At 38.1% G+C, this 26,696-nt stretch carries 22 protein-coding genes and 1 pseudogene; 5 read left to right on the top strand and 18 right to left on the bottom strand.

The annotated features are described in order from the left end of the window. Positions 1 to 23 precede the first annotated feature (23 nt). Entirely contained in the window at positions 24 to 1,409 is a 1,386-nt protein-coding gene (locus QNH17_RS19515) for a sensor histidine kinase (protein ID WP_349632548.1), read from the bottom strand. Positions 1,410 to 1,412: 3 nt separating this feature from the next. Beyond that, a complete protein-coding gene (locus QNH17_RS19520; protein WP_283874497.1) occupies positions 1,413 to 2,084 on the bottom strand; it encodes a response regulator transcription factor in 672 nt (223 codons plus the stop codon). A gap of 168 nt (positions 2,085 to 2,252) precedes the next feature. On the opposite strand from QNH17_RS19520, the gene QNH17_RS19525 reads away from it, so the two are divergent. Together QNH17_RS19525 and QNH17_RS19530 are read left to right on the top strand one after the other, a co-directional pair. Beyond that, entirely contained in the window at positions 2,253 to 3,377 is a 1,125-nt protein-coding gene (locus QNH17_RS19525) for an ABC transporter ATP-binding protein (protein ID WP_283874498.1), read from the top strand. Further along, complete coding sequence (locus QNH17_RS19530; RefSeq protein ID WP_283874500.1) at positions 3,377 to 4,936, top strand: ABC transporter permease/substrate-binding protein; 1,560 nt, start codon at positions 3,377 to 3,379, stop codon at positions 4,934 to 4,936. The genes QNH17_RS19525 and QNH17_RS19530 overlap by 1 nt, the downstream gene beginning before the upstream one ends. A gap of 59 nt (positions 4,937 to 4,995) precedes the next feature. On the opposite strand, the gene QNH17_RS19535 is transcribed toward QNH17_RS19530, so the two are convergent. Next, positions 4,996 to 5,613, bottom strand: coding sequence for a GntR family transcriptional regulator (locus QNH17_RS19535; protein ID WP_283874502.1), 618 nt, complete (start codon positions 5,611 to 5,613; stop codon positions 4,996 to 4,998). 169 nt (positions 5,614 to 5,782) lie between these two features. Between QNH17_RS19535 and QNH17_RS19540 the strand changes: the two genes are divergently transcribed. After that, the gene (locus QNH17_RS19540; protein WP_283874503.1) at positions 5,783 to 6,349 is read left to right on the top strand and encodes a DUF2238 domain-containing protein; all 567 of its coding nucleotides are present in this window, start codon (positions 5,783 to 5,785) and stop codon (positions 6,347 to 6,349) included. A gap of 14 nt (positions 6,350 to 6,363) precedes the next feature. After that, complete coding sequence (locus tag QNH17_RS19545; RefSeq protein ID WP_283874505.1) at positions 6,364 to 6,939, top strand: DUF2238 domain-containing protein; 576 nt, start codon at positions 6,364 to 6,366, stop codon at positions 6,937 to 6,939. A gap of 54 nt (positions 6,940 to 6,993) precedes the next feature. On the opposite strand, the gene QNH17_RS19550 is transcribed toward QNH17_RS19545, so the two are convergent. The 14 genes and pseudogenes from QNH17_RS19550 to QNH17_RS19615 form a co-directional block, all read right to left on the bottom strand. Continuing rightward, positions 6,994 to 9,258 carry a molybdopterin oxidoreductase family protein gene (locus QNH17_RS19550; RefSeq protein WP_283874507.1) on the bottom strand — a complete coding sequence of 755 codons (2,265 nt, stop codon included), beginning with the start codon at positions 9,256 to 9,258 and terminating at the stop codon, positions 6,994 to 6,996. A 39-nt stretch (positions 9,259 to 9,297) separates the two neighbouring features. After that, positions 9,298 to 10,273, bottom strand: a pseudogene (locus tag QNH17_RS19555) (quinone oxidoreductase family protein). 204 nt (positions 10,274 to 10,477) lie between these two features. Then, entirely contained in the window at positions 10,478 to 11,839 is a 1,362-nt protein-coding gene (locus QNH17_RS19560; RefSeq protein ID WP_283874508.1) for an aspartate kinase, read from the bottom strand. 155 nt (positions 11,840 to 11,994) lie between these two features. Then, positions 11,995 to 12,612 carry an NUDIX hydrolase gene (locus tag QNH17_RS19565; protein ID WP_283874509.1) on the bottom strand — a complete coding sequence of 206 codons (618 nt, stop codon included), beginning with the start codon at positions 12,610 to 12,612 and terminating at the stop codon, positions 11,995 to 11,997. Between the two features lie 113 nt (positions 12,613 to 12,725). Continuing rightward, positions 12,726 to 13,883, bottom strand: a complete 1,158-nt coding sequence (locus QNH17_RS19570; protein WP_283874510.1) for a homogentisate 1,2-dioxygenase — start codon at positions 13,881 to 13,883, stop codon at positions 12,726 to 12,728. Between the two features lie 4 nt (positions 13,884 to 13,887). Further along, positions 13,888 to 14,814: a fumarylacetoacetate hydrolase family protein gene (locus tag QNH17_RS19575; RefSeq protein WP_283874511.1), complete on the bottom strand. Its 927-nt coding sequence runs from the start codon at positions 14,812 to 14,814 to the stop codon at positions 13,888 to 13,890. A 14-nt stretch (positions 14,815 to 14,828) separates the two neighbouring features. Then, entirely contained in the window at positions 14,829 to 15,440 is a 612-nt protein-coding gene (locus QNH17_RS19580; RefSeq protein ID WP_283874512.1) for a flavin reductase family protein, read from the bottom strand. A gap of 79 nt (positions 15,441 to 15,519) precedes the next feature. Further along, positions 15,520 to 16,635: a 4-hydroxyphenylpyruvate dioxygenase gene (gene hppD / locus QNH17_RS19585; RefSeq protein ID WP_283874513.1), complete on the bottom strand. Its 1,116-nt coding sequence runs from the start codon at positions 16,633 to 16,635 to the stop codon at positions 15,520 to 15,522. A gap of 242 nt (positions 16,636 to 16,877) precedes the next feature. After that, on the bottom strand, positions 16,878 to 17,672 hold the full coding sequence (locus QNH17_RS19590; RefSeq protein ID WP_283874514.1) for an ABC transporter ATP-binding protein: 795 nt from the start codon (positions 17,670 to 17,672) through the stop codon (positions 16,878 to 16,880). After that, positions 17,656 to 18,678 carry an ABC transporter permease gene (locus tag QNH17_RS19595; protein WP_283874516.1) on the bottom strand — a complete coding sequence of 341 codons (1,023 nt, stop codon included), beginning with the start codon at positions 18,676 to 18,678 and terminating at the stop codon, positions 17,656 to 17,658. The genes QNH17_RS19590 and QNH17_RS19595 overlap by 17 nt, the downstream gene beginning before the upstream one ends. 108 nt (positions 18,679 to 18,786) lie before the next feature. Then, a complete protein-coding gene (locus tag QNH17_RS19600; RefSeq protein ID WP_283874518.1) occupies positions 18,787 to 19,785 on the bottom strand; it encodes an ABC transporter substrate-binding protein in 999 nt (332 codons plus the stop codon). Positions 19,786 to 20,253: 468 nt separating this feature from the next. Continuing rightward, on the bottom strand, positions 20,254 to 20,382 hold the full coding sequence (locus QNH17_RS19605; RefSeq protein ID WP_260871543.1) for a hypothetical protein: 129 nt from the start codon (positions 20,380 to 20,382) through the stop codon (positions 20,254 to 20,256). 161 nt (positions 20,383 to 20,543) lie between these two features. After that, complete coding sequence (locus QNH17_RS19610) at positions 20,544 to 21,704, bottom strand: cation:proton antiporter (protein ID WP_283874519.1); 1,161 nt, start codon at positions 21,702 to 21,704, stop codon at positions 20,544 to 20,546. Between the two features lie 353 nt (positions 21,705 to 22,057). Beyond that, positions 22,058 to 25,465: a hypothetical protein gene (locus QNH17_RS19615; RefSeq protein ID WP_283874521.1), complete on the bottom strand. Its 3,408-nt coding sequence runs from the start codon at positions 25,463 to 25,465 to the stop codon at positions 22,058 to 22,060. A 197-nt stretch (positions 25,466 to 25,662) separates the two neighbouring features. Between QNH17_RS19615 and QNH17_RS19620 the strand changes: the two genes are divergently transcribed. Further along, the gene (locus QNH17_RS19620; RefSeq protein ID WP_283874522.1) at positions 25,663 to 26,139 is read left to right on the top strand and encodes a hypothetical protein; all 477 of its coding nucleotides are present in this window, start codon (positions 25,663 to 25,665) and stop codon (positions 26,137 to 26,139) included. A 39-nt stretch (positions 26,140 to 26,178) separates the two neighbouring features. Here QNH17_RS19620 and QNH17_RS19625 read toward each other — a convergent pair whose 3' ends face one another. Beyond that, complete coding sequence (locus QNH17_RS19625; protein ID WP_283874523.1) at positions 26,179 to 26,691, bottom strand: HD domain-containing protein; 513 nt, start codon at positions 26,689 to 26,691, stop codon at positions 26,179 to 26,181. Positions 26,692 to 26,696 lie beyond the last annotated feature (5 nt).

Here is a 26,696-nt window from a genome sequence, read left to right on the forward strand (position 1 = left end):
ATGAACGGAAGATGAACGTTACTTTACAATTTAGGAAGGAGCACAGTAAAAGTAGTCCCTTTCCCTTCTATGCTTTCTAAATCAATTTTTCCATGGTGCAAATCAACGATGGATTTAACGATTGATAAGCCTAATCCTGTCCCTTCCACTGACCGTGCTCTAGAGGCATCCGCCCGGTAAAAACGGTCAAAAATTCTTTCTATTTCCTTTTGACTTAATCCCACCCCTGTATCTTTAATAACCACGACAACTTCTACATCCGTTTCAGCCAATTCAATATCAATTGTACCGTTTTCACGATTATACTTAATCGCATTCGTCAGCAGATTTTCCCAGACAGAATATAACAATGCCGGGTCCCCTTTAACCGTGGTATCAGAGAGTGAGTAACTCATCATTATACCTTTTTCTAAGGTGCTCCATTCGTATTGATGAATAACAGCTTTGAGCTGTCCTGCAATATCTACGGGACTAACCTCCATTAAATCCTTTTTACTTTCAATAGTGGTTAAAAGTAATAGCTGTTTGGTCATCCTAGAGAGTCGGTCTACCTCGAATTGAACCACTCGTAAGTATTGTTGCTCTTCTTGCTCACTTTTGTTGTTATTTTCCAATAAGTTTAAATACCCTTTAATATTGGTTAGTGGTGATTGGATATCATGAGAAATATTAGAAATTAGTTCTTTTCTTAACGAATCTACTTTTGCTAATTTTTCCGTCATCCTCATAAAACTGCCGGCTAAATTTCCAAGTTCATCGCTTCGAGTAATATCCAACTTGATGGAGAAATTTCCTTCCGAAATTGCTTTCGTTGCGTTATTAAGCTTTCTAATCGGATTGACTAAATATTTGGTACTAATAAGTACCAATATAATGCTTAATAAAATCGAAATGATTAACAGCCAGCCAAAAAGAATATGCATCTCGTTAAACATAAGCTTAATATCTGGCCTGATAAAAATGGCATATTCTTCACCTTTATACTCAAAAGGGACACCGACTGAGTTTTTTAATTCGTTGGCAAAAAATCCGGTTACAAAGGTTTTATGGGGAAAATTCCGAATCCCATGATAAACCTCGCCATCTAATACTTCTTCTGGAATATGTGCGGGTAAATTCTTTTCTCTAAACGACGAGCCAAAATAATGCTTGGCGCCTTCATTATTGACCAAAAGTATTTGGTAACCAATCGTACCTATATGGTCAAAATAGTCCTGTAGACTTATCAAAGGGTGCTTACTAGCAAAGTCAGCTATTTCAAAGGCAAAATTCATGATTTTCTCATCATTTTGCTGTTTCAATTTGATTTGGTAATAAGCATTGGAAAGAAAAAAAGAAATAACCCCACTGAAAACCATAATCATAATCGTAATAAAAGCGAATTTACTATACAAAGATTTCATGATCATTAGTTAAAGAACCTCCAGGGAATATCCTACCCCTCTAATTGTTTTAATGGTAAAATCCTTGTCAATATCCGCGAACCTTTCGCGTAACCGTTTGATATGGACATCTATGGTTCTTTCATCCCCTTCAAAATCATGACCCCATATTTTTTCAATCAAGTGACCACGGCTAAACACTTGATTAGGATGTGTGGCTAGAAAGGTTAAAAGCTCAAATTCCTTTAACGGGAGCATAAAGGTCTTATTATTGATTTTAACCTCATAGCTTTTTTTGTTTATGTATAAGGTACCTACTTTAATATTCGCTTCACCAGATTTTCCATATCTTCTTAAAAGTGCATTGACCCTAAATATTAATTCTTTGGGTTCAAAGGGTTTTATTAAGTAATCATCCGTGCCTGATTCAAATCCCTTTTCCTTATCATCAATCTGGCTTTTGGCCGTTAATAAGATAATTGGAATATCATACTCTTTTCGGATTTCAGTTGTTAATAGGTACCCATTCATGACTGGCATCATGATATCTATGATTGCCAAATCACAAAGCTCTTTTTGTAATAAATCAAGTGCAACTAACCCATTTTCCGCTGCAATTGTTTTAAATCCTTCTTTCATCAGGAGACTTGTTACAAGATTGCGGATATATTCATCATCATCAACAATTAAAATTTTTTTCATCCCAACACCTGCTTACTCATAGCGCTATTTTCCTCACCTCATTGTACTTAATGGCTCTCTAATTGGAAAGAAGCAAAATGGATCTTGATTAGACAAAGAAACAACTTTTGTGTTACCATTAAGTTGTTGCATTTAATCAGCACCAATTTATTACAAGGGGGAATGAAATTGATAGAGTTTAAAAATATAGTTAAGAAGTATCGAACCAAAACGATTATTAAGCCTTTTTCATTGGAAATTGAGGCTGGTCAATTGGTTGTTTTTATCGGACCCAGCGGCTGTGGGAAAACGACCTTACTGAAGATGATAAACAAATTGACACAACCAACCTCGGGCAAAATTTTTGTCAACGGGACAGATATCTCTACGATGAATCCAATTGAACTGCGTCGGAATATTGGTTATGTCATCCAAAATACTGGTTTATTTCCACATATGTCCATTAAAGAAAATTTAGAGTTAATTCCAAAACTTAAAGGAGAAGACCCTGCTTCCATTTCCACTAAAACGGGAGAACTGCTTGAATTGGTCGGTTTAGACCCTAAGGAATACTTGCATCGGTATCCCAAAGAATTAAGCGGTGGACAGCAGCAAAGAATTGGTGTCGCAAGAGCTTTTTCAACCAACTCCGATATCATTTTAATGGATGAACCATTTAGTGCTTTAGATCCTGTCACCAGAAGCTCTCTTCAAGATGAACTCTTCCAAATGCAAAAGGAACTTAACAAAACGATTATCTTTGTCACCCATGATATGGACGAAGCTATTAAAATAGCAGATAAGATTTGTATTTTAAAAGACGGGGATATTCTCCAATATGATACGCCTGAAAACATTCTTAAAAATCCAGCCAATGACTTTGTTGAGGACTTTATTGGCAAAAGACGGGTTTGGAACAACCCAGAATTATTAATGGCTGAGGATATTATGATCCCCAATCCTGTTAAAATCACCTCAATGCGCACGGTGCTGCAGGCAATTGAAATAATGAAGGATCAAAAAGTCGATAGCCTAATGGTTACAGATAAAAATAATGTCCTTAAAGGTTTAGTGACATTAAAGGGTATACAACTGCTTAATCGAACAATCTCAATCGAACAGGTAATGGAACAAAATGTCCTTTCGGTATCACAGGATGCCAATTTGATATCGGTTTTAGCAACAATGAATGAGCATAAAATTGGTTATGTCCCTGTTGTGAACAGTCATAGCCAGTTAATTGGACTTATTACTAGAAGTAGCATTCTTTCTGCATTAAGCAGCCAGTTAATCGATTTGGAGGTGGCCTTTTAATGAGTGGATTTATGAATTATTTCACCACAAACTATGAGCAGATTTTCAGTCTACTTGGCCAACATCTTTACTTAAGTGTAATTTCTGTCCTAGTAGCGATTATTATCGGGATCCCGCTCGGTATATTAATCTCAAGAGAGCAAAAGCTTGCAAAACCGATAATTGGAACAACCAATGTGATTCAAGCAGTACCTAGTTTGGCATTACTTGGATTTCTTATTCCATTCGTTGGGATTGGCAGTACTCCAGCGATTATTATGGTCGTTCTTTATTCATTGCTTCCTATCGTCAAAAACACGTATACAGGTTTAACGAATATTGATGGAGATATTCTGGAAGCCGCCAGAGGTATCGGTCTGACCAAGAGTCAAACGATGAGAAAGGTTCAGTTACCACTAGCCTTCCCGATGATTATGGCGGGTATCAGAATTTCAGCGGTTACCGCTGTTGGATTAATGACAATTGCTGCCTTCATTGGTGCTGGCGGACTAGGATATCTCGTTTTCTCCGGTGTGCAAACGGTCGATAATTATATGATTTTAGCTGGGGCTATTCCTGCCTGTATTCTTGCCCTAGTTATTGATTTTATCGTAGGAAAACTTGAATCATCACTTTCCTATACAAGCAAACAGACTTCAGCAAAAAAGACAGGGAAAACCACTAAAAAATTGATGATTAGTTTTGCAAGTATTGTCATCATCATTGCCGGTGCTTTTACTGTATATTCAAAGGTAAACGCTGAGGATAAAATTGTGATCGGTTCTAAAAATTTCAGTGAACAATTGATATTAGGGAATATGCTTGCGGATTTAATAGAAAATAAGACTGATATTCAAGTAGAGAGAAAACTAAATCTTGGCGGCAGTCAGGTTGCCTTCGGTGCCCTTAAAAACGGAGACATTGATATGTATGTAGAATATACTGGGACAGGACTAGTCAATATTTTAAATCAGCCGCCACAAAGTGACCCTGACAAAGTCTACAATATTGTCCAAAAGGAATTCAAACAAAAATATGGTTTTGAATTATTAAAACCGATTGGATTTAATAACACATACGCCTTAGCCGTTCGTCAAGATACCGCAAAAGAATTTGGTTTAAAGACGATATCTGATTTAGCCAAGGTCAGCAACGGATTAACCATGGGTCCTACCATCGAATTTCCAAATCGGGAGGATGGATTAATCGGACTTTCAAAAACGTATAATATGAAATTTAATGAGGTGAAACCCGTTGATGGCGGGTTGCGCTATACGGCATTATCCAACCATAAGAGTGATGTCATCGATGCCTTTTCAACGGATGGCTTACTTGAAGCGTTCCACTTAAAGGTATTAGAGGACGATAAAAATTTCTTCCCGCCTTATTATGCGGTACCGATGTTAAAAGAGGAAACGTTAAAGGAACATCCAGAACTAGAAAAAGTGATAAACTCCTTGGCAGGTAAGTTAACTGATGAAAAGATGCGAAAACTGAATTATAAGGTCGACAGCCTTAAACAGTCTCCAGCCAAAGTTGCAAAGGAATTTTTAGAAAGTGAAGGTTTATTAGAAAAATAGTGCATGAAGAAAAAGCCGGTCCTAAAAAAACCGGCTTTTTTGCAACTTCAAAACTCTTCTTACTCCTCCATAAAATGAAGGACTCGGTCATATGTTTCATCAGCACCAATGACAAGCAGGACATCCCCTTCTTGTATTAATGCATAGGGGCCTGGTGAAATAATTAATTCTCCTTTTCGTTTCATCCCGATAACAGTTCCACCGGTATTTTGCCAAAACTTCACTTCCGAAATGGTTTTTCCAATATGGATACAATCCGAAAATACCTCTACCTCGATGGGTGCCAGTGGGTTCGTATGACGTAGCTTTCCTGAGTAGTCCATAATTTTTCGGAGTGTATCAAAGAGCTGTTCATCGAGCTTATCTCTCTCAGAAATAAGAGAGTTCATTTGCTTTTCTAGGTCTTTAATGCTTGCGAGATTTGAAAACCGTTGAATATATTTATAAGCATTCTCACGAGAAGAAATAACAATTCCACTACCTTTTGTCGATTGAACAATCTCTACATCTTCTAAAATCTTTATTGCTCTTCGGATAGTTTCAGGAGAAACCTTATATTCACTTGCTAAGGTTGATCTCCCATGAATTTTTTCTCCCACCTTAAATTTCCCATCATATATTCTATTTGCTAAATCTATAGCAATTCGCTCGTAAGTCGGTATTTGTACCTTTTGCATAACATCCTCCGCTACCATCTTTATCTTGGTCTATTCCAACATTGTATTACCTTTCCAATATACTCTTTTGTATGTGCCTATGCGAGTTTTCCATACAAAATTTTCTGAGTGATTTCATTTATTTTTATTGGATATAATTGTAATGAACCATGATTAATGAGGTGAGTCATTGAAACGGAAAATACTTATTATTATAGGCAGTATATTTGTGTTATTTATGATTGTCTTATTTATTTTTTTCCTTGTTAAAGGGCAACCTTCAAAATGGCAAGTAGCTCTCGGAGGGATAATCGTGTGTGGGTTGCCCGTTTTGTTAATCTTAAAGAACAACATACCATTTAACCTGCCTAGCATCGTTGGTTTTTATCTATTTATCTTTTGTACCACGTATTTAGGGTCTATAGGGGATTTTTATCTTAAATATAAATGGTGGGATTCGACCATTCATTTTTATAAAGGTGTATATGTCGCTTGTGTTGGTATAACATTATATAAATTAATGATTCCTGAAGAAGTAAGAAAGGATACCTCTAGTTGGATTATTTCTATTTTCGTTCTTTCCCTCGCTGTCCTAGCAAGTGTACTTTGGGAGATTTATGAGTTTGCAGGGGATCAAACCTTCACGCATATCATGCAGCTTGGGGGAAATAAAGATACCATGTATGACTTATTATGTGGCTTTGCTGGAGGACTCTTAATTGCCATTTACGCCTACTTTCGAAAACAAAAAGTTTAAAGAGGTGAATATTGTTGAATCGAAAACTTGTCATAACTTTAAGTGCCATCTATGTCCTTTTCATGGCTGTTTTAGCGGTCTATTACTATTCAAAGGGGGAATCCTTTGAAGGATCCGTCGCAATTGGCGGTATTGTATGCGGTGCGATTCCGTTATTTTTGGCATTATTCACCAAACTACAATTTAATTTACCAATTGTTATTTCTTATTTAATTTTCTTAGTTGGCTCTCAATATTTAGGTTCAATCCTAGGCTGGTATGGTCTTGGTTGGTGGGACACTTTTATGCATTTGATCAGTGGAGCCATTTTAGCTTTTTCTGGGATTGCTCTATATGAACGTTTAATCCATCGAAATGCGGGTGATAAGATTTCGCCATGGTTTGTGTTTTTATTTACGTTATCCTTTGCGGCACTCGGTGGAGTACTATGGGAAATTTATGAATTTAGTTCTGACCAATTCTTCGATATGACCTTACAAGGCGGAGGAAATAAAGATACAATGACGGATTTAATTGCTGATACGATTGGCGGGCTTTTAATTGCAGTGTGGGCAGGAATTCGAACGAAAATTAAACTAAAAAAGGCATAAATCAGGCTCGCTAAAATGGCGAGCCCTTTTATTTGACATGTTCATTTACCTTACTCATTTTACCTTTTCGATTATTATAGGTATTCCATTAAGCACTGCGTTTCCCGATATCGGATCAATCATTTGCTCATCCGTCAACAGGTTGACGTTAACACCCGCATGTCGGCTTGCTACCCCAAGACGAGTCCCTGAAAGGTTATGTCCCCATCCATGGGGCAGACTTACTGTCCCCGGCATAATATCATCCGTAATTATTACTGGCACTTCAATTGTTCCTGTTTGAGAATTCACTATCGCCATATCTCCCTGCAAAAGTCCTAAGCTTTCTGCATCACTGGTATGAATCATTAGTGTACATCTGTCTTCACCTTTTACTAGGACCGGGAGATTGTGCAGCCAGGAGTTGTTGCTCCGAAGGTCTCTTCTCCCTACCAATAGTATGGAATCGGCTTTCGAATTAAGCGTTTGTCGAAGACGCTCAACATCCTTCGTTAGAATTGGTGATGACAATTCAATTTTCCCTGAAGGTGTTTGCAATATATCGTCAATTCTCGGTTGAAGGGCTCCAAAGTCCATTCCATGTGGATGATCCTCTAAGACAGATAAGCTTAGTCCTTCAGGATTTCTTCCAAAGTGTTCTCCATAAGGTCCCACACGAAGGTAAAAATCAAGCAAACGCTCCGGCCCTTTTCTATTCTTTAACATTTCGGTAATTTCTATTGTGTCCCGCTCGTAAATAGGAGAATTCGGGTTTTTTATTTCATGTTTGATCAGTTCCTTAATTGCAAGTTCATCCAATTTACTAATGATGTCCCCTTCAATTTTTTCCTCACCAACGGCTGCAGCTAAATGGAGAAGAATCTGCCATTCATCTAGTTGTTCTGCTGGAAGGTCAAAAACAGGTTTTGAATAGTGGGCAATATTCCGTATAGCAAGATTGTAAAAGGTTATATCATAATGTGAGCGCTCTAATGGTGAAGGAACAGGAAGCAGGACATTTGCATTGCGAGATGTTTCATTTAAATAACAATCAAGACTTACCATAAAATCCACTTTTTCAAGAGCAGATTGTAATTGTTGACTATTCGGTGCTGAAAGCGCAGGGTTTCCAGCTATGGAAACAAATGCTTTAATTTGTCCAGGACCAGGGGTTTCAATCTCTTCTGCAAGGCAGGATACAGGAATTTCACCCAAGACCTCAGGAATATTTCTTACTCTACTTTTAAAACGGTTATACCGTATCGATCGAACTCTATTGGAAGATGCACGCCTCGTTGCTGGGTTAGGAAACATGACACCGCCCGAACGGTCCAAATTACCTGTTAGAACATTTACTACATCTACTAGCCAGCTATTCATGGTGCCAAAAGGTTGTGTACATGTGCCCATTCTTCCGTAAACAATCGCTTGAGGTGCGCTGGCAAGTTCACGTGCTATCCGACGAATGTCGTTTTCTGGAATTCCGCATTTAGCTGAAACTACTTCAGGTGTAAAATTCTCAGATAGGGTCTTGATTTCATCAAGCCCGTTAATATAATCAACCAACTTTCCAGGGTTAACTAAACCTTCCTCGAAAAGTGTATAAATAAGTCCGAATAGGAACAGAGCGTCTGTCCCAGGACGTATAAAATAATGTTCATCGGCTTGTTTTGCTGTAACCGTACGAACGGGGTCAATGACCACTAACTTTCCTCCACGATCCTTTAGAGCCTTCAATCGTTCTCTCATATTAGGTGCAGTCATTAAACTGCCATTAGATGCAAGGGGATTGGCACCAATCATCAATAGATAGTTTGTATGATCGATATCTGGAATGGGTAGATTGGCATCACTTCCAAACATGATTTCAGATGAAAGTTGTTTTGGAATCTGATCTAAAGTACTAGCCGAAAAGATGCTCCTGCTTCCTAATGCACGTAAAAAGTTTGGAACATATAACATACTGCCTAAATTGTGAACGCTTGGGTTTCCTAAATAAACAGCGACGGCATTCTTACCATACTCCTCGATAACGGAACAAAGACCTTTTTTTACTTCAGAGAAGGCTTCATCCCAGGAAACTTCTTGCCATTCTGCCCCATTACGAACCATCGGTTTTCGAACCCGATCTGGGTCTGAGTGGAGTTCTTTTACACTATATCCCTTTGGACATAAATAACCTTTACTAAAAGGATCCTGTTTATCACCCTTTATATGGACAACCTTTTCTTCCTGGGTATGAATTTCTAACCCACAGGTCGCTTCACACAGTGGACAGGTCCGATAGCTTATTTTAGTCGGTTTACCGATTAATTTCTCGCTTTTCTCCAAAATCCCCATTCTCCTCCCACCTTAACAAAATACTCTTAGTGAATTTATTTATGGATTTAATACTATTTTTCCGATTGTCTGACGCCCTTCTATTAGTTCATGAGCTAATTTCGCATCATCTAAGGGGAATGTGTTGCCTATTATTAATTTTAATTTTCCTTCACCAATATAATTCAATAATTCTATTACACTTTCTTTATATAACTTAACATCTTTTAGAATATGGATTAACCAGAAGCCTATAATACTAACATTACGCTGCATAAGAATGGCCGGGTCGAACTTTGTGGTTTGACCACCCGCACGGCCATAAACGACAAGTCTTCCATTTATAGCCATACATTTCAAACTTTTCTTAAAGATGTCCCCTCCCACCATCTCAAGAATGATATCTACCCCTTTTCCTTCTGTGGCAGCTAAAACCTGTTCATGCCAATTTTCTTCTGTGTAATTAATCCCTACATCAGCACCAATTGAATGGACCAGTTCTAATTTTTTAGAACTGCTTGCTGTTGCAATGACTTTGCCCGCCTCCATGATTTTAGCTAACTGGACAGCTAAAGTTCCTACTCCTCCTGCAGCCGCATGAACTAAAACAGTATCAGCTTTTTTTATTTGCCCCGATGTTTTTAAGATATGATAGGCGGAAACTCCTTGCCCCAGGATGGCCGCTGCTTGGTTGAAATCCACATTTTCCGGTATTTTTACTAACTGGGATACATGTAGGGCGATAAATTCTGCATAACCGCCATCGTCTGTTAAGGCAACAACACATTCTCCTTTTTTATACTCCGTAACTTCCGGTGATACCTCTGTAATAACTCCAGCAACTTCTGCACCTGGAATATATGGAAGAGGAGTTTTTGCTAAATATTGGCCGTAGCGACGTGCAATGTCAGCGAAATTTACACCAGCAGCCTTTACTTATTACCAGTACGTATCCTGGTCTTATTGATGGTATCGGTACATCTACCATTTGTAACACTTCTGGATTTCCATACTCCTTAAATTGAATGGCTTTCATCGTAAACATTCTCCTTATTCTTCTTTTAAATTCTGAACTACATACCGACCGGTTAGTATAATGATATCATAGAAATTAAATTCAGACTATTCGAATTTGAACTTCTTGTTTCCTAATTTTTAGGTACCTGTGATTAATAAGCAAAAAAAGCAGTCTAAAATCACAAGTGAATTTAGAACTGCTTTTTCATAATAATGAGCGTGATTATACCGTAACTGCCATAAAAAATTCCTCATAAAGTGCCTGAACCGCTCTTTTTTCATCTACTACCTTAACCCCAAACATCATGCTTACTTCCGAAGAACCTTGGTTAATCATCTCGATATTAATACGAGCTTTTGCCAGCGCTTTGGATGCTCTTGCCATTGTCCCTACATTGTGACGCATGCCCTCACCAACCACCATTATAAGCGCAAGACTGTGTTCAATCTTCACTTGATCAGCATGCAGTTCTGATTCAATTCGTTCAACAATCGCCTTCTCCATTTCGGCATCCATTTGATTTTCACGGAGGATCACGGAAACATCATCAATTCCTGAAGGCGTATGTTCATAAGATAATCCAAAGTCTTCTAAGATACTTAACAGCTTCCGTCCAAAGCCTACCTCTCTATTCATTAGGTATTTGCTTACGTATATACTACAAAACCCTTGGTCACTGGCAATACCAATGACTGGTCCATTTGTATTGTCTCGTTCATAGACGATCTTTGTCCCAGGTGCACTTGGATTATTTGTATTTTTGATTTGAACAGGAATTCCTGCTCTGAAGGCCGGAACAAGTGCTTCATCATGTAACACGGTGAATCCCGCATACGAAAGTTCACGCATTTCCCGGTAAGTCAGTTCTTTTATTTCCTTCGGATTATTTACGATGAAGGGATTGACGGAATACACCGCATCCACATCGGTAAAATTCTCATAAAGGTCAGCTTTAAGGGCATTGGCTAAGATGGAGCCAGTAATGTCGGATCCGCTTCTTGAAAAGGTAAACACTTCACCTTCCCTGCTATAACCAAAGAATCCTGGAAATATTAAAATCCCTTTTCGATCGTGCAACGAATACAACTGACTATAAGCTTCAGGCAGTGCTTGAGCATTACCTGGCTCATCACTGACAAGCAGCCCCGCTTCTTTCGGATCTATGTAAGAAGCTTCTACACCCTGCTTACGAAAATAGGCAGCAACCAATTTGGCGTTGTTATCTTCACCACTTGCTTTTAACAAATCCAGAAAACGATCAGGTTTTGTTTTATCAGCACTCAACCGTTTGGCTAAATCTTCTTGAATTTCGATTATAATATCATTTGACAGTGATAATTCCTCAGCGATCGAGGAGTATCTTTCTAGGACGGCCTCAAATTGTTCCCTTGGGTCCTTATTTTGTAGACATAGTTCTCCACATTCAATTAATAAATCGGTTACCTTATCATCTTCTGCAAACCTTTTCCCGGGGGCAGAAACGACAACGACTTTTCTCTTGGGGTCTGAAACAACAATCTTAAATACCTTTTCCATTTGTTTTCCTGATGCTAGCGAGGACCCACCAAACTTTACGACCTTCATCCCTACATCTCCCTAATTCAAAAATATAATCTTAATTTTAATCATATTCAGAAAATAATCAAGCTTTTTCTTTTATGCACGGACATTTGTTCACCTCTAGTGGACAAACAAAAAAAGAGAGGATTTCGGCAAGGAAATCCTCTCTTTTTTAATAACTATAGCCGTAGTAATTCAATAAAATGGGCAAGAATCTTGGCCGTAAGTCCCCAAATCACTTTTCCATCATAACGATAGAAATACTCCTCGATTCCTCGTGTACGCCAATTATAATTTTCTCCTCCCACAATCAGGTCAAAGGGAAAATTCACCTCGGGTTCTGCCTTAAATTCAATGTGATAAATCTCTGGTTCACTTTTTATTAAAAATGATAGCGGCACGGTAAAAATCTCACCGACTTCTGAAGGATTAGGAACAATCGTATTAGGTGTTTTAATGTAGCCAACAAAAGGATAGATCATCATTCCAAACGGTGAAATCATATAATCCAATGGGAGTACGTTTGATATTTCCTCATTTCTGACACCTAATTCTTCCACGGTTTCGCGGATAGCGGCTGCTTTTTCGTCGAGATCTTGTGCATCAATCCTGCCCCCAGGAAAACAAATTTCTCCAGGCTGCCTTCTAAGTTCTAGGGAACGAACTTCTAACAAAACGTGAATCCCGTCTTCTTTTTCAATGAGTGGGACCATAACAGCATATTTTGAGAACTTTTCACTGCCAAGGATCTTTGGTGTATGGTTTTTTAATTTTGATAGAATTGGTTCCAACTCCATGACTTCACCTCATTTCATTTTTAAATCACTTATTATTACAATACCACTTTTTACCTAAAGATAAAAAACAATCCAATTTAGTTTATTGGATTGTTCGCTAAATAAATTTATTTCTATTTCTCATACCATGAATACATATAATTAACATCCTCAATTTCTTGTGCGGTTTTAACGATTTTTAATGGATGAAAGGTGTCAATCATAACAGCTAGTTCCAGCGTTTCCTTTTTTCCAATACTGGCTTCGGTTTTCCCCGGATGTGGGCCATGAGGGATACCGCCAGGATGAAGGGTAATCGAACCTTCTTGAACCCCTTTTCGACTCATGAAATTACCTTCCACATAATAGAGAAGTTCGTCGCTGTTCACATTGCTATGATAATATGGCGCCGGTATGGACTCTGGATGGTAGTCATATAGCCTCGGAACAAATGAACAAACAACGAAATTATTCCCTTCAAAAGTTTGATGGACCGGCGGCGGCTGATGGACTCTCCCAGTGATTGGTTCAAAATCTTCGATGTTAAAAGCCCAGGGATATAAATATCCATCCCAGCCCACTACATCAAGGGGATGATGTCCTAAAATATGCGAGGTTATCTTCCCTCTTGATTTTGTTAAAACCTCAAATTCACCCTTTTCATCGAATGTGGTCAGTTTTTCCGGGCCACGAATGTCCCTTTCACAAAATGGGCTATGTTCTAATAGCTGACCATATTCATTTCGGTACCGTCTTGGCGTGGTGATTTGGCTGAAGGATTCAACATACAGCATTTTTGTCTCTTCATTTTCGTTTGGTATGACACGGTATATGGTCCCAATCGGAATAATGAGATAATCACCCGGCTGGTAAGAAAGGGTCCCGTACATCGTTTCTAGTTTTCCAGTCCCATAGTGGACAAAGAGCATTTCATCGCCATCACCATTCCGATAAAAGCTGGTCATCGGTGCAGTTACATGTGCTGTTCCAATTAATAAATCCTGATTACCTAAGATATACTCCCTAGCCTTCAGGGCATCCCCTTTGGTCTGCACTTTATTGGTGAAAAAATGGCGGTGTTTTAGAGGCTGCTGCTCCTCATATTTTGGCAAGTAACCACTTACTATTTCCGTTCTCACCACCTCAGTTGGCATATAGTGGTGATACAAAATCGATTGGGTTCCTGAAAATCCCCGTGTCCCCATTACTTGCTCTCTGAATAGGCTCCCATCGGCTTTTTTAAACATCGTATGCCGTTTGTGCGGTATCTTCCCCATTTGACGGTAATACATGTTTTCACCTCTCTTCAGCGATTATCTCATTCTCTAACACGCCAAGATGATCAATCTCTAATTTAACTCGATCACCTGGCTTTAACCAGCGATGCACTTGTTCACCAAGTTCAAGAATACATCCAGAGCCGACAGTTCCTGAACCAATCATCTCACCAGGGTATAGGGTAACACCCGCCGAAGCCCTCTCAATCATCTCTCCAAAAGAATAAAATAGGTCTTTCATATTCCCTTCGGAAAGAAGTCGACCATTTACAGTGGCTTTCATGGAAAGAGCATAGCCTTTTCCTGCTTTTAATGGTTCTAACTCATCTTTTGTAACAATCCATGGTCCAATGGAAGTTGAGAAATCCTTCCCCTTGGCGGGACCCAGGCCAACTTTCATTTCTTTCCTTTGCAGGTCTCTTGCACTCCAATCATTTAGTATACAGTAGCCAAAAATATGCAAATCCGCTTGATTTGCAGAAATATTTCTACCTTCTTTACCAATGATGCAGGCAATTTCAAGCTCATAATCAAGCCAGTTGCTCGCTTCCGGCTTAACAATGGCTTCACCCGGTCCTTTTATGGCAAGATGATTAGAGAAGTAAAAAACAGGGATTTCGTACCATTCTGGAATCATTCCAAGGCCCCTATTCTCCCTTGCTTGTTTTACATGCTGCTCAAATGCATAAAAATCACGAAAACTCCTAGGGAATGGCATCGGTGCCTTTAATCGGAGCTCACTTAATGGATATACTCCTTTTTGCTCCTTTGTAAATGAGAAACTGGCCACCTTTTCTAGATTAGACTCACTATTTTCTAGAAAATCTAGGAGATTACTAGGCAGTATTCCACTTGAGGCTTCATGCATATCTACCGCATATTCTTGATCCAATAACCATCCTGCTCGGAATGTCCCATCCGGTTTTTCGAACGTTACGAATTTCACGACACTCACCTTTTCTAGGTTTTTCTCTTCATTTCAAACATTTTTGCTAAGGGGTCTGTAAAAATATTTCCTGCCATTCTCCCGATCGGCTTCAGTTTCGCAGTATCAATCCGTCCCTTATCCAACAGTTCATCGTTTACATGGAAATGAACTACTTTTCCAATTACTAGACTTCCCGCCCCAGGTTTATCACCAAAATCCAATACTTGTTCTAGTTCACATTCTAGGTGGACAAGCGATTCTTTGATACGCGGCACCTTGACCTTGATACTAAGTTCTTTCGTTAAACCCACTTCCACCATTTCGTCGACATCCGGACTAAATTCGATCGCACAGTCATTCATTTGCTCTGCCAAACTGTCACTAACAATATTAATGACAAATTGACCTGTGGTTTCTATGTTTACAAGCGTATCTTTTTTAGCACCATCTGTCCCCCTTCTCATTGGTGAAAAACAAATGAGCATGGGGTCAGCACAAATAGCCGTGAAAAAACTAAATGGGGCCGCATTAGCAGTGCCCTTCTCATCCACTGTAGAAACAAAAGCAATTGGTCGGGGAAGAATTGAGCCAACTAATAATTTATATGCCTCTCTCCATTCCAGTGTTTTCGGGGAGATTTCCATTACATTTATCACCTCACTTAGTTGAACTCTAAAAAAGGAAGAGAACACTCTCCCTTTTTAAACTCTAAGTCGATATTCTTTATAAATTTCCTCGTCTTTCTTGCTCCCTCTCAATGGACTCAAATAGAGCTTTAAAGTTTCCTTCTCCAAAACCGCGTGCCCCTTTTCGTTGAATAATTTCAACAAATAATGTTGGACGGTCAACAATTGGCTTGGTGAAAATTTGCAGTAAATACCCTTCATCATCTCGGTCTACTAAAATATTTAGTTCACGCAGCTTTTCAATTTCTTCATCAATTTTTCCAATCCGTTCACCTAAGGATTCATAATAAGTATCAGGAGTTTTTAGGAATTCAACTCCATTTTGCCTTAAAATCGCAACCGTTGAGACAATATCCTCCGTTAAGATGGCCAAATGCTGTACACCCGGACCATTATAGAATTCTAGATATTCCTGAATTTGTGATTTTCGTTTTCCGACCGCCGGTTCATTAATTGGAAACTTGATTCGCCCACCGTTATGCATAACTTTTGACATAAGTGCAGAATATTCTGTCGTAATGTCCTTGTCAGAGAAATGTTTCATTTCTTTAAAGCCCATTACCTTGGCATAATACTCTACCCATTCCTCCATGCGCTCTACGTTCCCAACGACATGGTCAATCCCAATTAAACCCGTATCTTTAACAGGTACTGGCGCCGAATATGGTTCAAATCCTGGTAAGAACACTCCCTGATAATTTTTTCGTTCTATTAACGTATGGATTGTGTCTCCATATGTACCAAGAACGGCTTTTTTAACCACCCCTGCTTTATCCTTCATTTCAAATGGGGCCGCAATGGCAATCGCGCCTCGATTTACAGCCTCTTCAAACGCTTTCTCGACATCATCAACTAAAAGCGCAATATCCTTCACACCGTCTCCATGTTTCTTAACAAATTGGGCTACTGACCCTTCCTCAGTATAAGAACCTGTTAGCAAAAGGCGGATATTTCGCTGCTTCAAACAGTAGGAAGCGGTTTCACGGTTACCTGTTTCAAGACCCGAATAAGCTACTGGTTCAAAACCAAATGCTGTACAGAAAAAGTGACATGCCTGTTTGGCATTACCTGTATAAATCTCAATATAATCCACATCTCGAACCGGAAAGAAGTCATTAGCTAATTGGTCTGCTCTTACTCTATTTTCTTTCATTTAGAAACCCCCATTAACTAAATGTAATAATATTCAGAATTAATTCTAATTCAAAGAATCTTGTCCTATCAAGAATAGGGTGTAAAGCAATAACGCTTTTTGGTGCTAAAGAAATCAGGACTATTTTTACGATATTTCCCAAAAACACAAAAAGAAACTTACCCGTTTCGGGAAGTTTCTAATTAAATCATATTGGAAATATTAATCAATAGAATAATAGACATTCACAAAATTTTTTTCGATTAGGAAAGAATCGCGCGGTCGCTCGCCATATGTTCCCCACGGATCCGTTTAAACTCCGTTAACAAACTTTCGATTGTCAGCTGCTTCTTATTTTCCTCACTGACCTCTAAAATAATCTGACCCTTATCCATCATAATTAAGCGATTTCCTAAATCAATTGCTTGCTGCATATTATGTGTAACCATTAATGTGGTCAATTTGTATTTGTGGACAATTTCTCTCGTTAAATTTGTAATTAATTCCGCTCTTGACGGATCAAGTGCCGCTGTATGTTCATCCAGTAGGAGAATGGATGGCTCTGTGAAAGTTGCCATTAATAAGGATAATGCTTGGCGTTCTCCACCGGATAAAAGCCCTACCTTTGCACTTAGTCGGTTTTCCAGTCCTAAATGAAGTGATTCCAATACCTCACGAAAATAATCACGGCGCTTTTTTGTTACCCCTTGGCGGAGTGTCCTCATTTTGTTACGGGAGTACGCCATCGCTAGATTTTCCTCAATTGTCATACTTGGAGCCGTTCCTGCCATTGGATCCTGAAAGACACGTCCAATCATTTTAGAGCGCTTGTACTCTGACATATTGGTAACATTTTTCCCGTTAATATGAACCTCACCGACATCTGGGATTAACACACCGGAAATGATATTCATTAATGTAGATTTCCCCGCACCATTACTGCCAATGACAGTGACAAAATCACCAGGCTGAAGGTTCAGATTCACATGATCGATGGCGATTTTTTCATCCGGAGTCCCTTCATTAAAAATCTTATGAATTTCATTTAAGTGTAGCATGATTGTCCCCCTTCGCTGAAGCATTCGCCTGGATGATATTCCTTCGCTCTGATCTTCGTCTGGCTTTTCGCTTTTTCTCTTTAGACCCTTCAATGATTTTTGGAGCAGTAAGTGCAATAATAACAATAAGTGCAGTAATTAGCTTCATATCACCTGGGTCTAAGAAATCTACACGCAAGGCTAACGTTACGACGATTCGATAAATGATGGAACCGCCAATCACAGCAAAAGTTGTCCGAGCGATTGTTTTTGTACCAAACAGGGCTTCACCGATGATAACGGAAGCAAGGCCAATGACAATCATCCCAATTCCCATACCTACGTCTGCAAATCCCCCTTGCTGGGCTATTAGAGCACCCGAAAACGCTACTAATGCATTAGATAACCCTAAGCCAAACACAACAAGAAGATTGGTATTAGCAGAAAGGCTGCGAATCATTCGTTTATTATCTCCAGTTGCTCTAACTGCAAGACCAATTTCCGTTTTTAGGAACAAATCCGTCAGGAATTTAATCACAAATGTAACGATTATCATAAAAAGAAGAATTCCCCATGTTTCCGGCAGGCTATCACCGAGACCGACCATGGAAAGAATATTATTGAAGAATGAATCAATTCCTGTCTTTTCAAAAAATCCACTGATTTTCGTAAAAGCTGTATCTGTATTTAATAAAGGGATGTTGGAACGGCCCATAATTCTCAGATTTATTGAATAAAGTGCAATCATCATTAAAATACCAGAAAGCAAGTTATTAATCTTTCCAAATGTGTGCAGAAGTCCCGTCATACATCCTGCTGCAAAACCTGCAAATAGTGCCATAATTGTAGCTAAAAATGGATCAGTACCATTTGCAATCATAACTGCTGAAATCGCTGCTCCAGTGACAAAACTCCCATCAACCGTTAAATCTGGAAAATCCAGAATACGAAAGGAAAGATAGACGCCCAGTGCCATAATCGCGTAGATGATACCTGCTTCAAATGATCCAAATATGGCTGTAAACATTGAGATCATCCTTTCTTTTATCATAAAGCATCCGTCTTAGATGCAATATTTTATGTAGTGACAAAGAGGCAGCCTTCTAAAAGAAGGCTCCTCCTTGAAAAATATCATTTAATTACCTTCGTAAAACTCACCTAAACTACTCCAAGCATCATTGACTTTTAACCCTTGGGCTTCAGCAGCCTTCTTGTTAATAACAAGCTTTAAGCTGTTAGGAAGTTCGACAGGAATTTCAGAAGCTTTCTTTTTACCGCTTAAAATGTCAGCTGCCATGATACCAGATTGATAGCCAAGATCGAAATAACTAAATCCACTTGCGGCAACTGCGCCTTTTTTCATGGAATCAAGTTCACCAACGAACAACGGGATTTTCTTGCTGTTTGCAACCGCGATAACTGAATCAAGTGCAGTAACAACAGTGTTGTCAGTAGGAATGTAGATGGCATCAACGCGTCCAACTAATGATTCTGAGGCTTGCTTCACTTCTGCTGTAGTAGAAACTGATACTTTTACTAGTTTAGCACCTTTCTCTTTAGCAATCTTTTCAACTTCTGCCACCTGAACAACGGAATTTTGTTCCCCTGAGTTATAGATGACCCCGACATTTTTCGCTTTCACTTCGTCCGTAATAAAGCTGATTGTCTTTTTCGTTGCCTCTGGATGGTTATCGGTTGTTCCAGTAATGTTCTTGCCTGGTTTATCAAAAGCCTCTACCAGTCCAGCACCAACTGGGTCTGTCACTGATGTGAAGATAATCGGAATATCTTTGGTGGCATTCAATGCCGCTGTTGCACTAGGCGTAGCATTAGCAAAGATTAGATCTACTTTGTCCCCGACAAAATTATTCGCAATTGTTTGCGTGTTGTTCATGTCTGCCTGAGCGTTTTGTTCATCAAAGCTAACTTTAATCCCTTTATCCTTTAGGGCCTTCTTAAAGCCCTCTGTCGCAGCATCTAAAGATGGGTGTGGTGCAAATTGGGTAATACCTACTTTGAACTCCTTATCCGCTCCACCTTTTTCAGTTCCGCCCGCGGATTCTTTACTTCCACAGCCAGCTAGAAGCATCATTCCTGCTAAAGCAATAGATAATACTTTTCCATTTTTCTTCATCTAGCTAAATCCCCCTCAACTACTAAAATATCAATTTTCAAAAAATTAAATATATTAGAAATTATTCTAGTATTTTTTTGAAAGAAAATCAATAGTTATTGTAAAAATAATTTTTCGCTTTAAAGCAACATAATTTTAAATCCATAGTTCCCATGGTAAATACGCTATATTTTGCTGCTAAAAAATAAAAATGCCTCCATTTAAGTGGAGGCATTTTGAAACTATCGAAAAACTTTCGACAGTCTTTTTCATTTACATTTCTTTAACAATTCACCGCGTTAATTTGTTTAAAATAATTATATTGTCTATCTTTTCAACAGGCCCAGTTGCATGAGCAACTTATAATATTAATCGTTTTTTGATTAAGACAAAATAAAAAACTGCCGAGAAACTACCCTTTCTCGACAAGTTTAATGCCTCCATATTAAATGGAGGCATCCTAAGAATTATTTTTTCAATAATACTATTCTACCAATCACGGGTATTTTCAAGTAAAAGGTCAATTTCAACTTTTTTAACGATATGATTATTTTTCTCAGATGTTAGATTTGACGTTGCTTCTAGTAATTTGTCGATATCGATTAGTACAGTACCCATTTCTAACCTCCTGAATGTTAGTTTGTTATTGTTGATAAATCATTCGACGATTTCATTGAAATAGTGGGGGTACCCCTCTAATTAATCTCAAAAAAAATAAAAATCCAGCCAATGCTATTTAGGCTGGATTTTTTTAGTCTATTAATAAGTCTCTATTTCTATCATGCGGTGTTTTTCATCGTTGTTCGTTTATCACCTTGATTGAAAAAGTACTTCATCATTGGTGGTGTAACAATGGTTGTCACTAGGACAACTACCACTAATACAGCAAAAAGTTCTTGGGTGATTAATTTTGTTTCTAAACCAATTGTGGCAATAATTAACGCAACCTCTCCACGAGATACCATGGCAGCGCCTATACCAAGTGAATTCTTCCAAGAAAAGCGTGCCATTTTTGCACCAGCAGCTGCACCTATTAATTTGGTTAAAATAGCAAGAATACTAAGGCCCAACATAAGCCCCAAATGTTGAGAGATTCCATCAAAACTTACTGATAAACCAATTGAAGTGAAAAATACAGGCACAAAAATAGAATAACTGATGGTCTCCACTTTCTTAAATATTTTAGGTTTATACTCTGTCTGCCCAATAGCAACCCCAGCGATATAGGCACCAATAATACCCGCAACACCTGTTAATTCCGCTGTATAGACGAATAGGAAACAGATAATTAATGCACCCGAGACAAGCGATTCTGTGACCTTTAATGGAACGAATTTTTTTAATAGCCATGGAACAAACTTCCAAGCAACTAAAATAGCACACGTGAAAAAGAGGACCTTTTTTATAATCATCATGCTTAAATTCACTTCGTCTCCAGCCATACTCATGAGAAAGGCTAAAGCAATGATCACAAGAACATCATCAATGACAGCTGCACCTAAAATTGTTGTCCCTTCTTTGGATTGAATTTTATTTAACTCTTTAAGTGCTTGAACGGAAATACTTACACTAGTTGCGGATAGTAATAATCCTAAAAATAATGCTTCGATGGTTGTCATATTTAGCAAAACCCCTGACAGGTAACCTGCCAATAAAGGAACGATGATTCCGCTGATCCCCACAAAGGTTGATGCCTTCCAAGTTCGTCTAAATTCATGGATATCAGTCTCCAGTCCTGCGATAAACATTAACATGATCACACCAATTTGGCTTAGGTCAGCTATGGTTTTCGTTTCTGAAATTAGTCCCAAGACGGCTGGTCCGATAATAACCCCAATTAATAACTTTCCTAAAACTGATGGCTGGCCTAATTTAACACTAATATCTCCTGCAACCTTTGAGGCAAATAAAATAATTGCTAATTCTAAAATTAATTCCATTCAATCACGACTCCTTTTAAATATGATCTGTTAAACTTGCCTGTTGATTTCCGCTCCAGGCACTTCGCTTTCCGCGGTCCGGGGAGCCTCCTCGTCGCTGCGCTCCTGCGGGGTCTCCCCAGCCCCGTCCTCCCGCAGGAGTCTTCGTGCCTTCCACTCCAATCAACAGGGTGCCAAATTATAAGATTAGCCTTAACATAGCCAAAAAATAAAAGGGTCTGTATTTAACAGACCCTTTTTTGAATACAAAAAAGCCCGTCAACCAAGGGACATAGTAATCCCTTGGTGACAGGCTCCTCCAAATACAACAGATATTTTATTAAATAATATTATAACATTATTTATATTAACCTTCAATCCCACTTTTTCATTGTAGCAATTACTTTTTCCTTAAGGACCATAATAAAGGTGGTTTCTCCTTTGTTCGCTTTTTGCTTATTCCATTCATTAAAGCTGGCAACCGTAATTAGGATTAGTCCAGCAATTAATAAATAGAACCACCACGGCATATTCCCCCAGTACGGTCTTGTTTGCAGGAATACGTTTAATAATAAAACGCCAGCTCCTACAAAAAAATATGATTTAATTTGTAAGAACATTCCTGCCAGCAGCGACAACAAGGAAAGCGTCCCGACAATGATTGCATCATAAATTGTGTTGCTCGCCAAACCATCCTGAATTAATAATAAGGAAACGACGAGTAGGACTCCCCATTGAACAGCTTTCGTTATCTCCGCATATCGCCCTTTTAAACAACGTCGAATGAAAATAATAAGAATAATAAAGGGAAGAACAATCACTTCCCGCTCCCATAATGGCGGAATATTAAGCTTAGCCATGATTGAATAATATGGTTGTAATAAATAGGCTCCGCCAAGTATGGTCATTAGGACGGATAACCTTTCTGGTACTCTTTTTCTTTGCAGTAAAAATGAAATTGCAATCAGCACCCCCGGAATTGCATGTATCCAGATGAATGGATCCTCGAACAAATACATTAGACCGAAAAACATGAATGAAACAAATGTAAAACCGTCAATTTTTAATTGCTGAATTTTCGGCCCATATTCAACAAGCCTTTTGTAAACCAATTGTCCGATTATCGAAAGAACAATTCCTACCCCTCCAGTAACTAGCATTTTAGCAAGTTCACCTAAGTCACTCGAATAGGTGAATTCTACAGTTGCAATAAAGGCTAAAAATAAAGGAACAATTCCGAGAACATCCCATTGGATTTTATGCAAATAAAACACGGTTCCAAATCCATAAGCAAGTGTGACAAGATATGGAAGGAAATCAAATGGATAGGTAATCAACGTAAACACAATTCCAATTATCGAAAATGGGATTAAATAATAAGCAGTCCTTTTTTTATATTCATCTTTTGCAAAGAAAGCAAACAAGAGAAGTAGCGCACTAGTAAACACAAACTCATAGTTTCCAAAAGATTGATTGATTATTTGATCTAACACAGTTGTAACTATAAAGAATAAGGAAGTAAAACTACCATAAAGAAATGCTTTAATTTTCCATTCTACAGTCATCAACTTTGTGCTAATAGCATAGACAAACAACGCCAAGATAAAGCTGTAAATGCAGTCTTTCTGAAATGCGAACCATGTGAATAACAGCGTCAGTGGATAAATGCTGTGTCCTACCCAACCAAATGCAAATGATATGTTCAAATCATTTTTCCGGCAAAGATAGGAGATTAGCAGCATAATCACTGCACCAGTAGAGGTGATTAGGGAATTCATGGTATGACTTAAAGTAAATCTATGCAAAATGGCTTGGATGATAGAAAAATACGCAATTAGTGCTGCAATACTGACTAAAAATGGTACCCACTTCGTACCAATCTTTTTATACAAATAATAATACATTCCAATTCCAACTAATAAAATAAGTGGTTGGACCCAAACAAAGTTTATTTGATTAAACAATGCTTGGAGAATGGCCACAGTATAAAGTGCATGGGATGTATACAAAGAGATTTTATCCAACCTCTTTTCCCCTACTGCTCTCCAAACAAAACTTGATAATAATACAAGGATGGCCGCGATAGCAAAATTAACTCCATACCCAAATTCATGAAGATAAAATGAAAAGTTACTATTCATTTCTTCTCCAAAAGCGGCAATGGAAAGACCAAGTAAAATAGGTGCAATCCATACAGCGGCTTCTTTTAAGAAAATCCTTTCTTCCTTTTTATAAACTAAATAGGCCGCAACCATAAATAGGAATAAGAGAACACCAAGCTCCCACCATAATAAAAACGATATTGCTGTCATTATAGCAAGCACCATGATCGACAAACCGACATCTCTGGAGGCAGTCTGAATGATCTTTACGTACTTTGAAAGGTGAGCAATACCTAACACACTAAACAGGATAAAACCTGTGATCGATAATTGTAGTGAGAAATTTATGATATCAAAAGTTTTGCTTATTAATGCAATGATTTCATAAATGCTAGAGGCTGCAAAAAATGCGCTTAAATACGGAAAAAACCTTCTTGAACCGTGATGGGACAAGTAAACAAAGTTAACTGTAATGATGAAATAAGCGAGCATAAGCACAATTGACGGATTCCCTGCACGCAGGAGAATTCCTTCGAGACTAATATAAATAAAGGCCATCCCTGATATTACTGCACTAGTATATTGAAATGCTTTATTTAATGAAAACTGGTTATTCAAAGCCATTGGAACAAAGACCATTCCAAATCCGACCAAAGCATAAATTATCGCTCCTATATAATCCAGGAAGCTGTGCTCAATTAAATGATAAGCACCATATACAATCATGATACTAAAAATGAAATGATATTCTTTTCGGCCGCTTACATACATCATTGATAAATATATAATCGCTGTTAACAGCAAATTGAAACTGTATACGACCTTGTTATCAAATAAAAACAACATAAATAATGTAGACAGGACAAGATTCACTTGGATATACGGGATAAATTCCTTCGTAAAAAGTTTAATTGATTCCTTATTCTTTACCTGATGATAAACAAAAATAGTGGCTGCATTGAAAATCATCATACCTAAGTAAAAAAAATCAATCTCGAAATGGAAACTAGCTAAAAGAAAGGCCATACCTAAAGATACCGAAACAAAGGTGAACCAAACAAATAATCTTGATGCTAAGCTCTTTGCAAATAAATAGTAAACAATAACAGGCAGCAAACTACCCAGCATTCCGAGTAAATAACGCCCCTCTCCAGTAATAGATAAATAGGATCCTAAAAGCCCAAACCATCCCAATGAGAGAATAAAAATTGGTAAAAACAAACTTCCAAGGACACTAAAGGCAAAAGCTGTTTTCTCTATTTTCAATACTTTTTTTGTTAAAAAGGCAATTCCATAAAATAAGATAGCAACAATTGCAATTGACCCACTTTTCATGAAACTTGTCATAGATTCCCAATTACTTGTTGCAACAAACAAGCCCCCGATAAGTAAGAAGATTACTCCAATGTTTAATAACCACGTAATATTCCTTTCACGAATCTCTTCTGGTGTTCGTGTCTTCTTCACTATCGTAGTTTTTTTAGGTATTGGAGTATGGACTTGCTTAACATTTTCATGTACAGAAGGTTTTGCCTCCATTTCGTTTAAATCTAAATGGTATTGGTGATGTGCCCTTGCAACTGTGTCAACTATTGCTTCAGAAAGGTAACCCCCCTCACGTAATGTATATAATTCTTTTCTAAAAATTTTCCGTTGCTCTTCTCGTATATTTGAATCCATAAAATCTCCCCACAATCATTCCAAAATGGTAGTTGTACCAAAAATTTCTATATAGTGTAATTTTACACTATTTTTATATTTTTTCCAATATATTCTACAAAAAAGGTACTGTAATTGATCCTTTTCTTAAAGATTTTACGTTTGGGTAAAATAACTGTATGATGTATGAAGGCTTATTTAATTTTTTGGAGGAAACTATGCTTACATATAATGAAAAATTAGCAATCATCGAATCATTTCCTGAATTGGAAAGAAAAAATGTTTCACTAGGACGAGTCAATTTTCAGTTTGAAGGCAGTATCTCTGATAAGAAAAACATTGTTTATCACTTACACCCTAACGGGAATGGATTTATTTATGCCGGACAGTTGGAAAATTATGATACAGATGAAAAAGGAATGGTCAATATCCGTGATTACTCCGAAGACCAACTCCGTAAATTATTAAAACAATCGATTCAATCCCTATCTCCAGTCGAAAAAACGGCTGCAGAAGAAGCGATTATTGGAGATTCAAAAGAGGAACGTTGGGTTGATAGTGAAAATAATGTCCTTATTTTAGTGGAAGAAAATGAATCCTGGAATATCTATTACGGATTAAACCTGGATGCAACTTTTGATACCTATGAGGAAGCTGAGATGTTCTTACAAGAAGAGGGTTTTACTAGGCAGTAAATGAATGAAACAAGGCGGTGCTTCTGCACCGCCTTTACTTTATATACTTTCGTTGTCGATCCATTCATCTAAGCGAATAATGCTTTGTTTAGCTCGTTCATATTCAATCGTCCGATAATGATGCATGCCGCCTTCTTCTTCATCCTTTTCATCGGCCCATTTAACAATTTGCTGTAAGGGTGTCCGGACAATATCGTTGGATGGCAAAAATGAGTCGGTATGAAATAAAATGGCAAGTGCGATTGTCTTTGCTTTGATTGGATTTTCACCAAGGCGAATCAAGAGCTTATGTGCCCTTTCCGCCCCTTTGATTGGGTGAATGTCATTTTGTTTGTACAAGTCATAATCCCATTTTCCGTTTTTATACCATGTATAATGACCCATGTCATGGAGGAGTCCTGCTTTTGCAGCAATGTCTACATCCAGTTGATGTTCCTTCCCTAATTGAAAGGCATGGTAGGCAACCGCAATCGCATGGGCAAGACCTGAACGATTCAAATATTTTTGGGCAATATGATGTTCAAATATATTCAATAAGGTAACGTCTCTCATGCGAT

Origin of the sequence: Neobacillus sp. SuZ13 (genome assembly GCF_030123365.1) — a bacterium.
Taxonomy (GTDB): Bacteria; Bacillota; Bacilli; order Bacillales; family Cytobacillaceae; genus Neobacillus.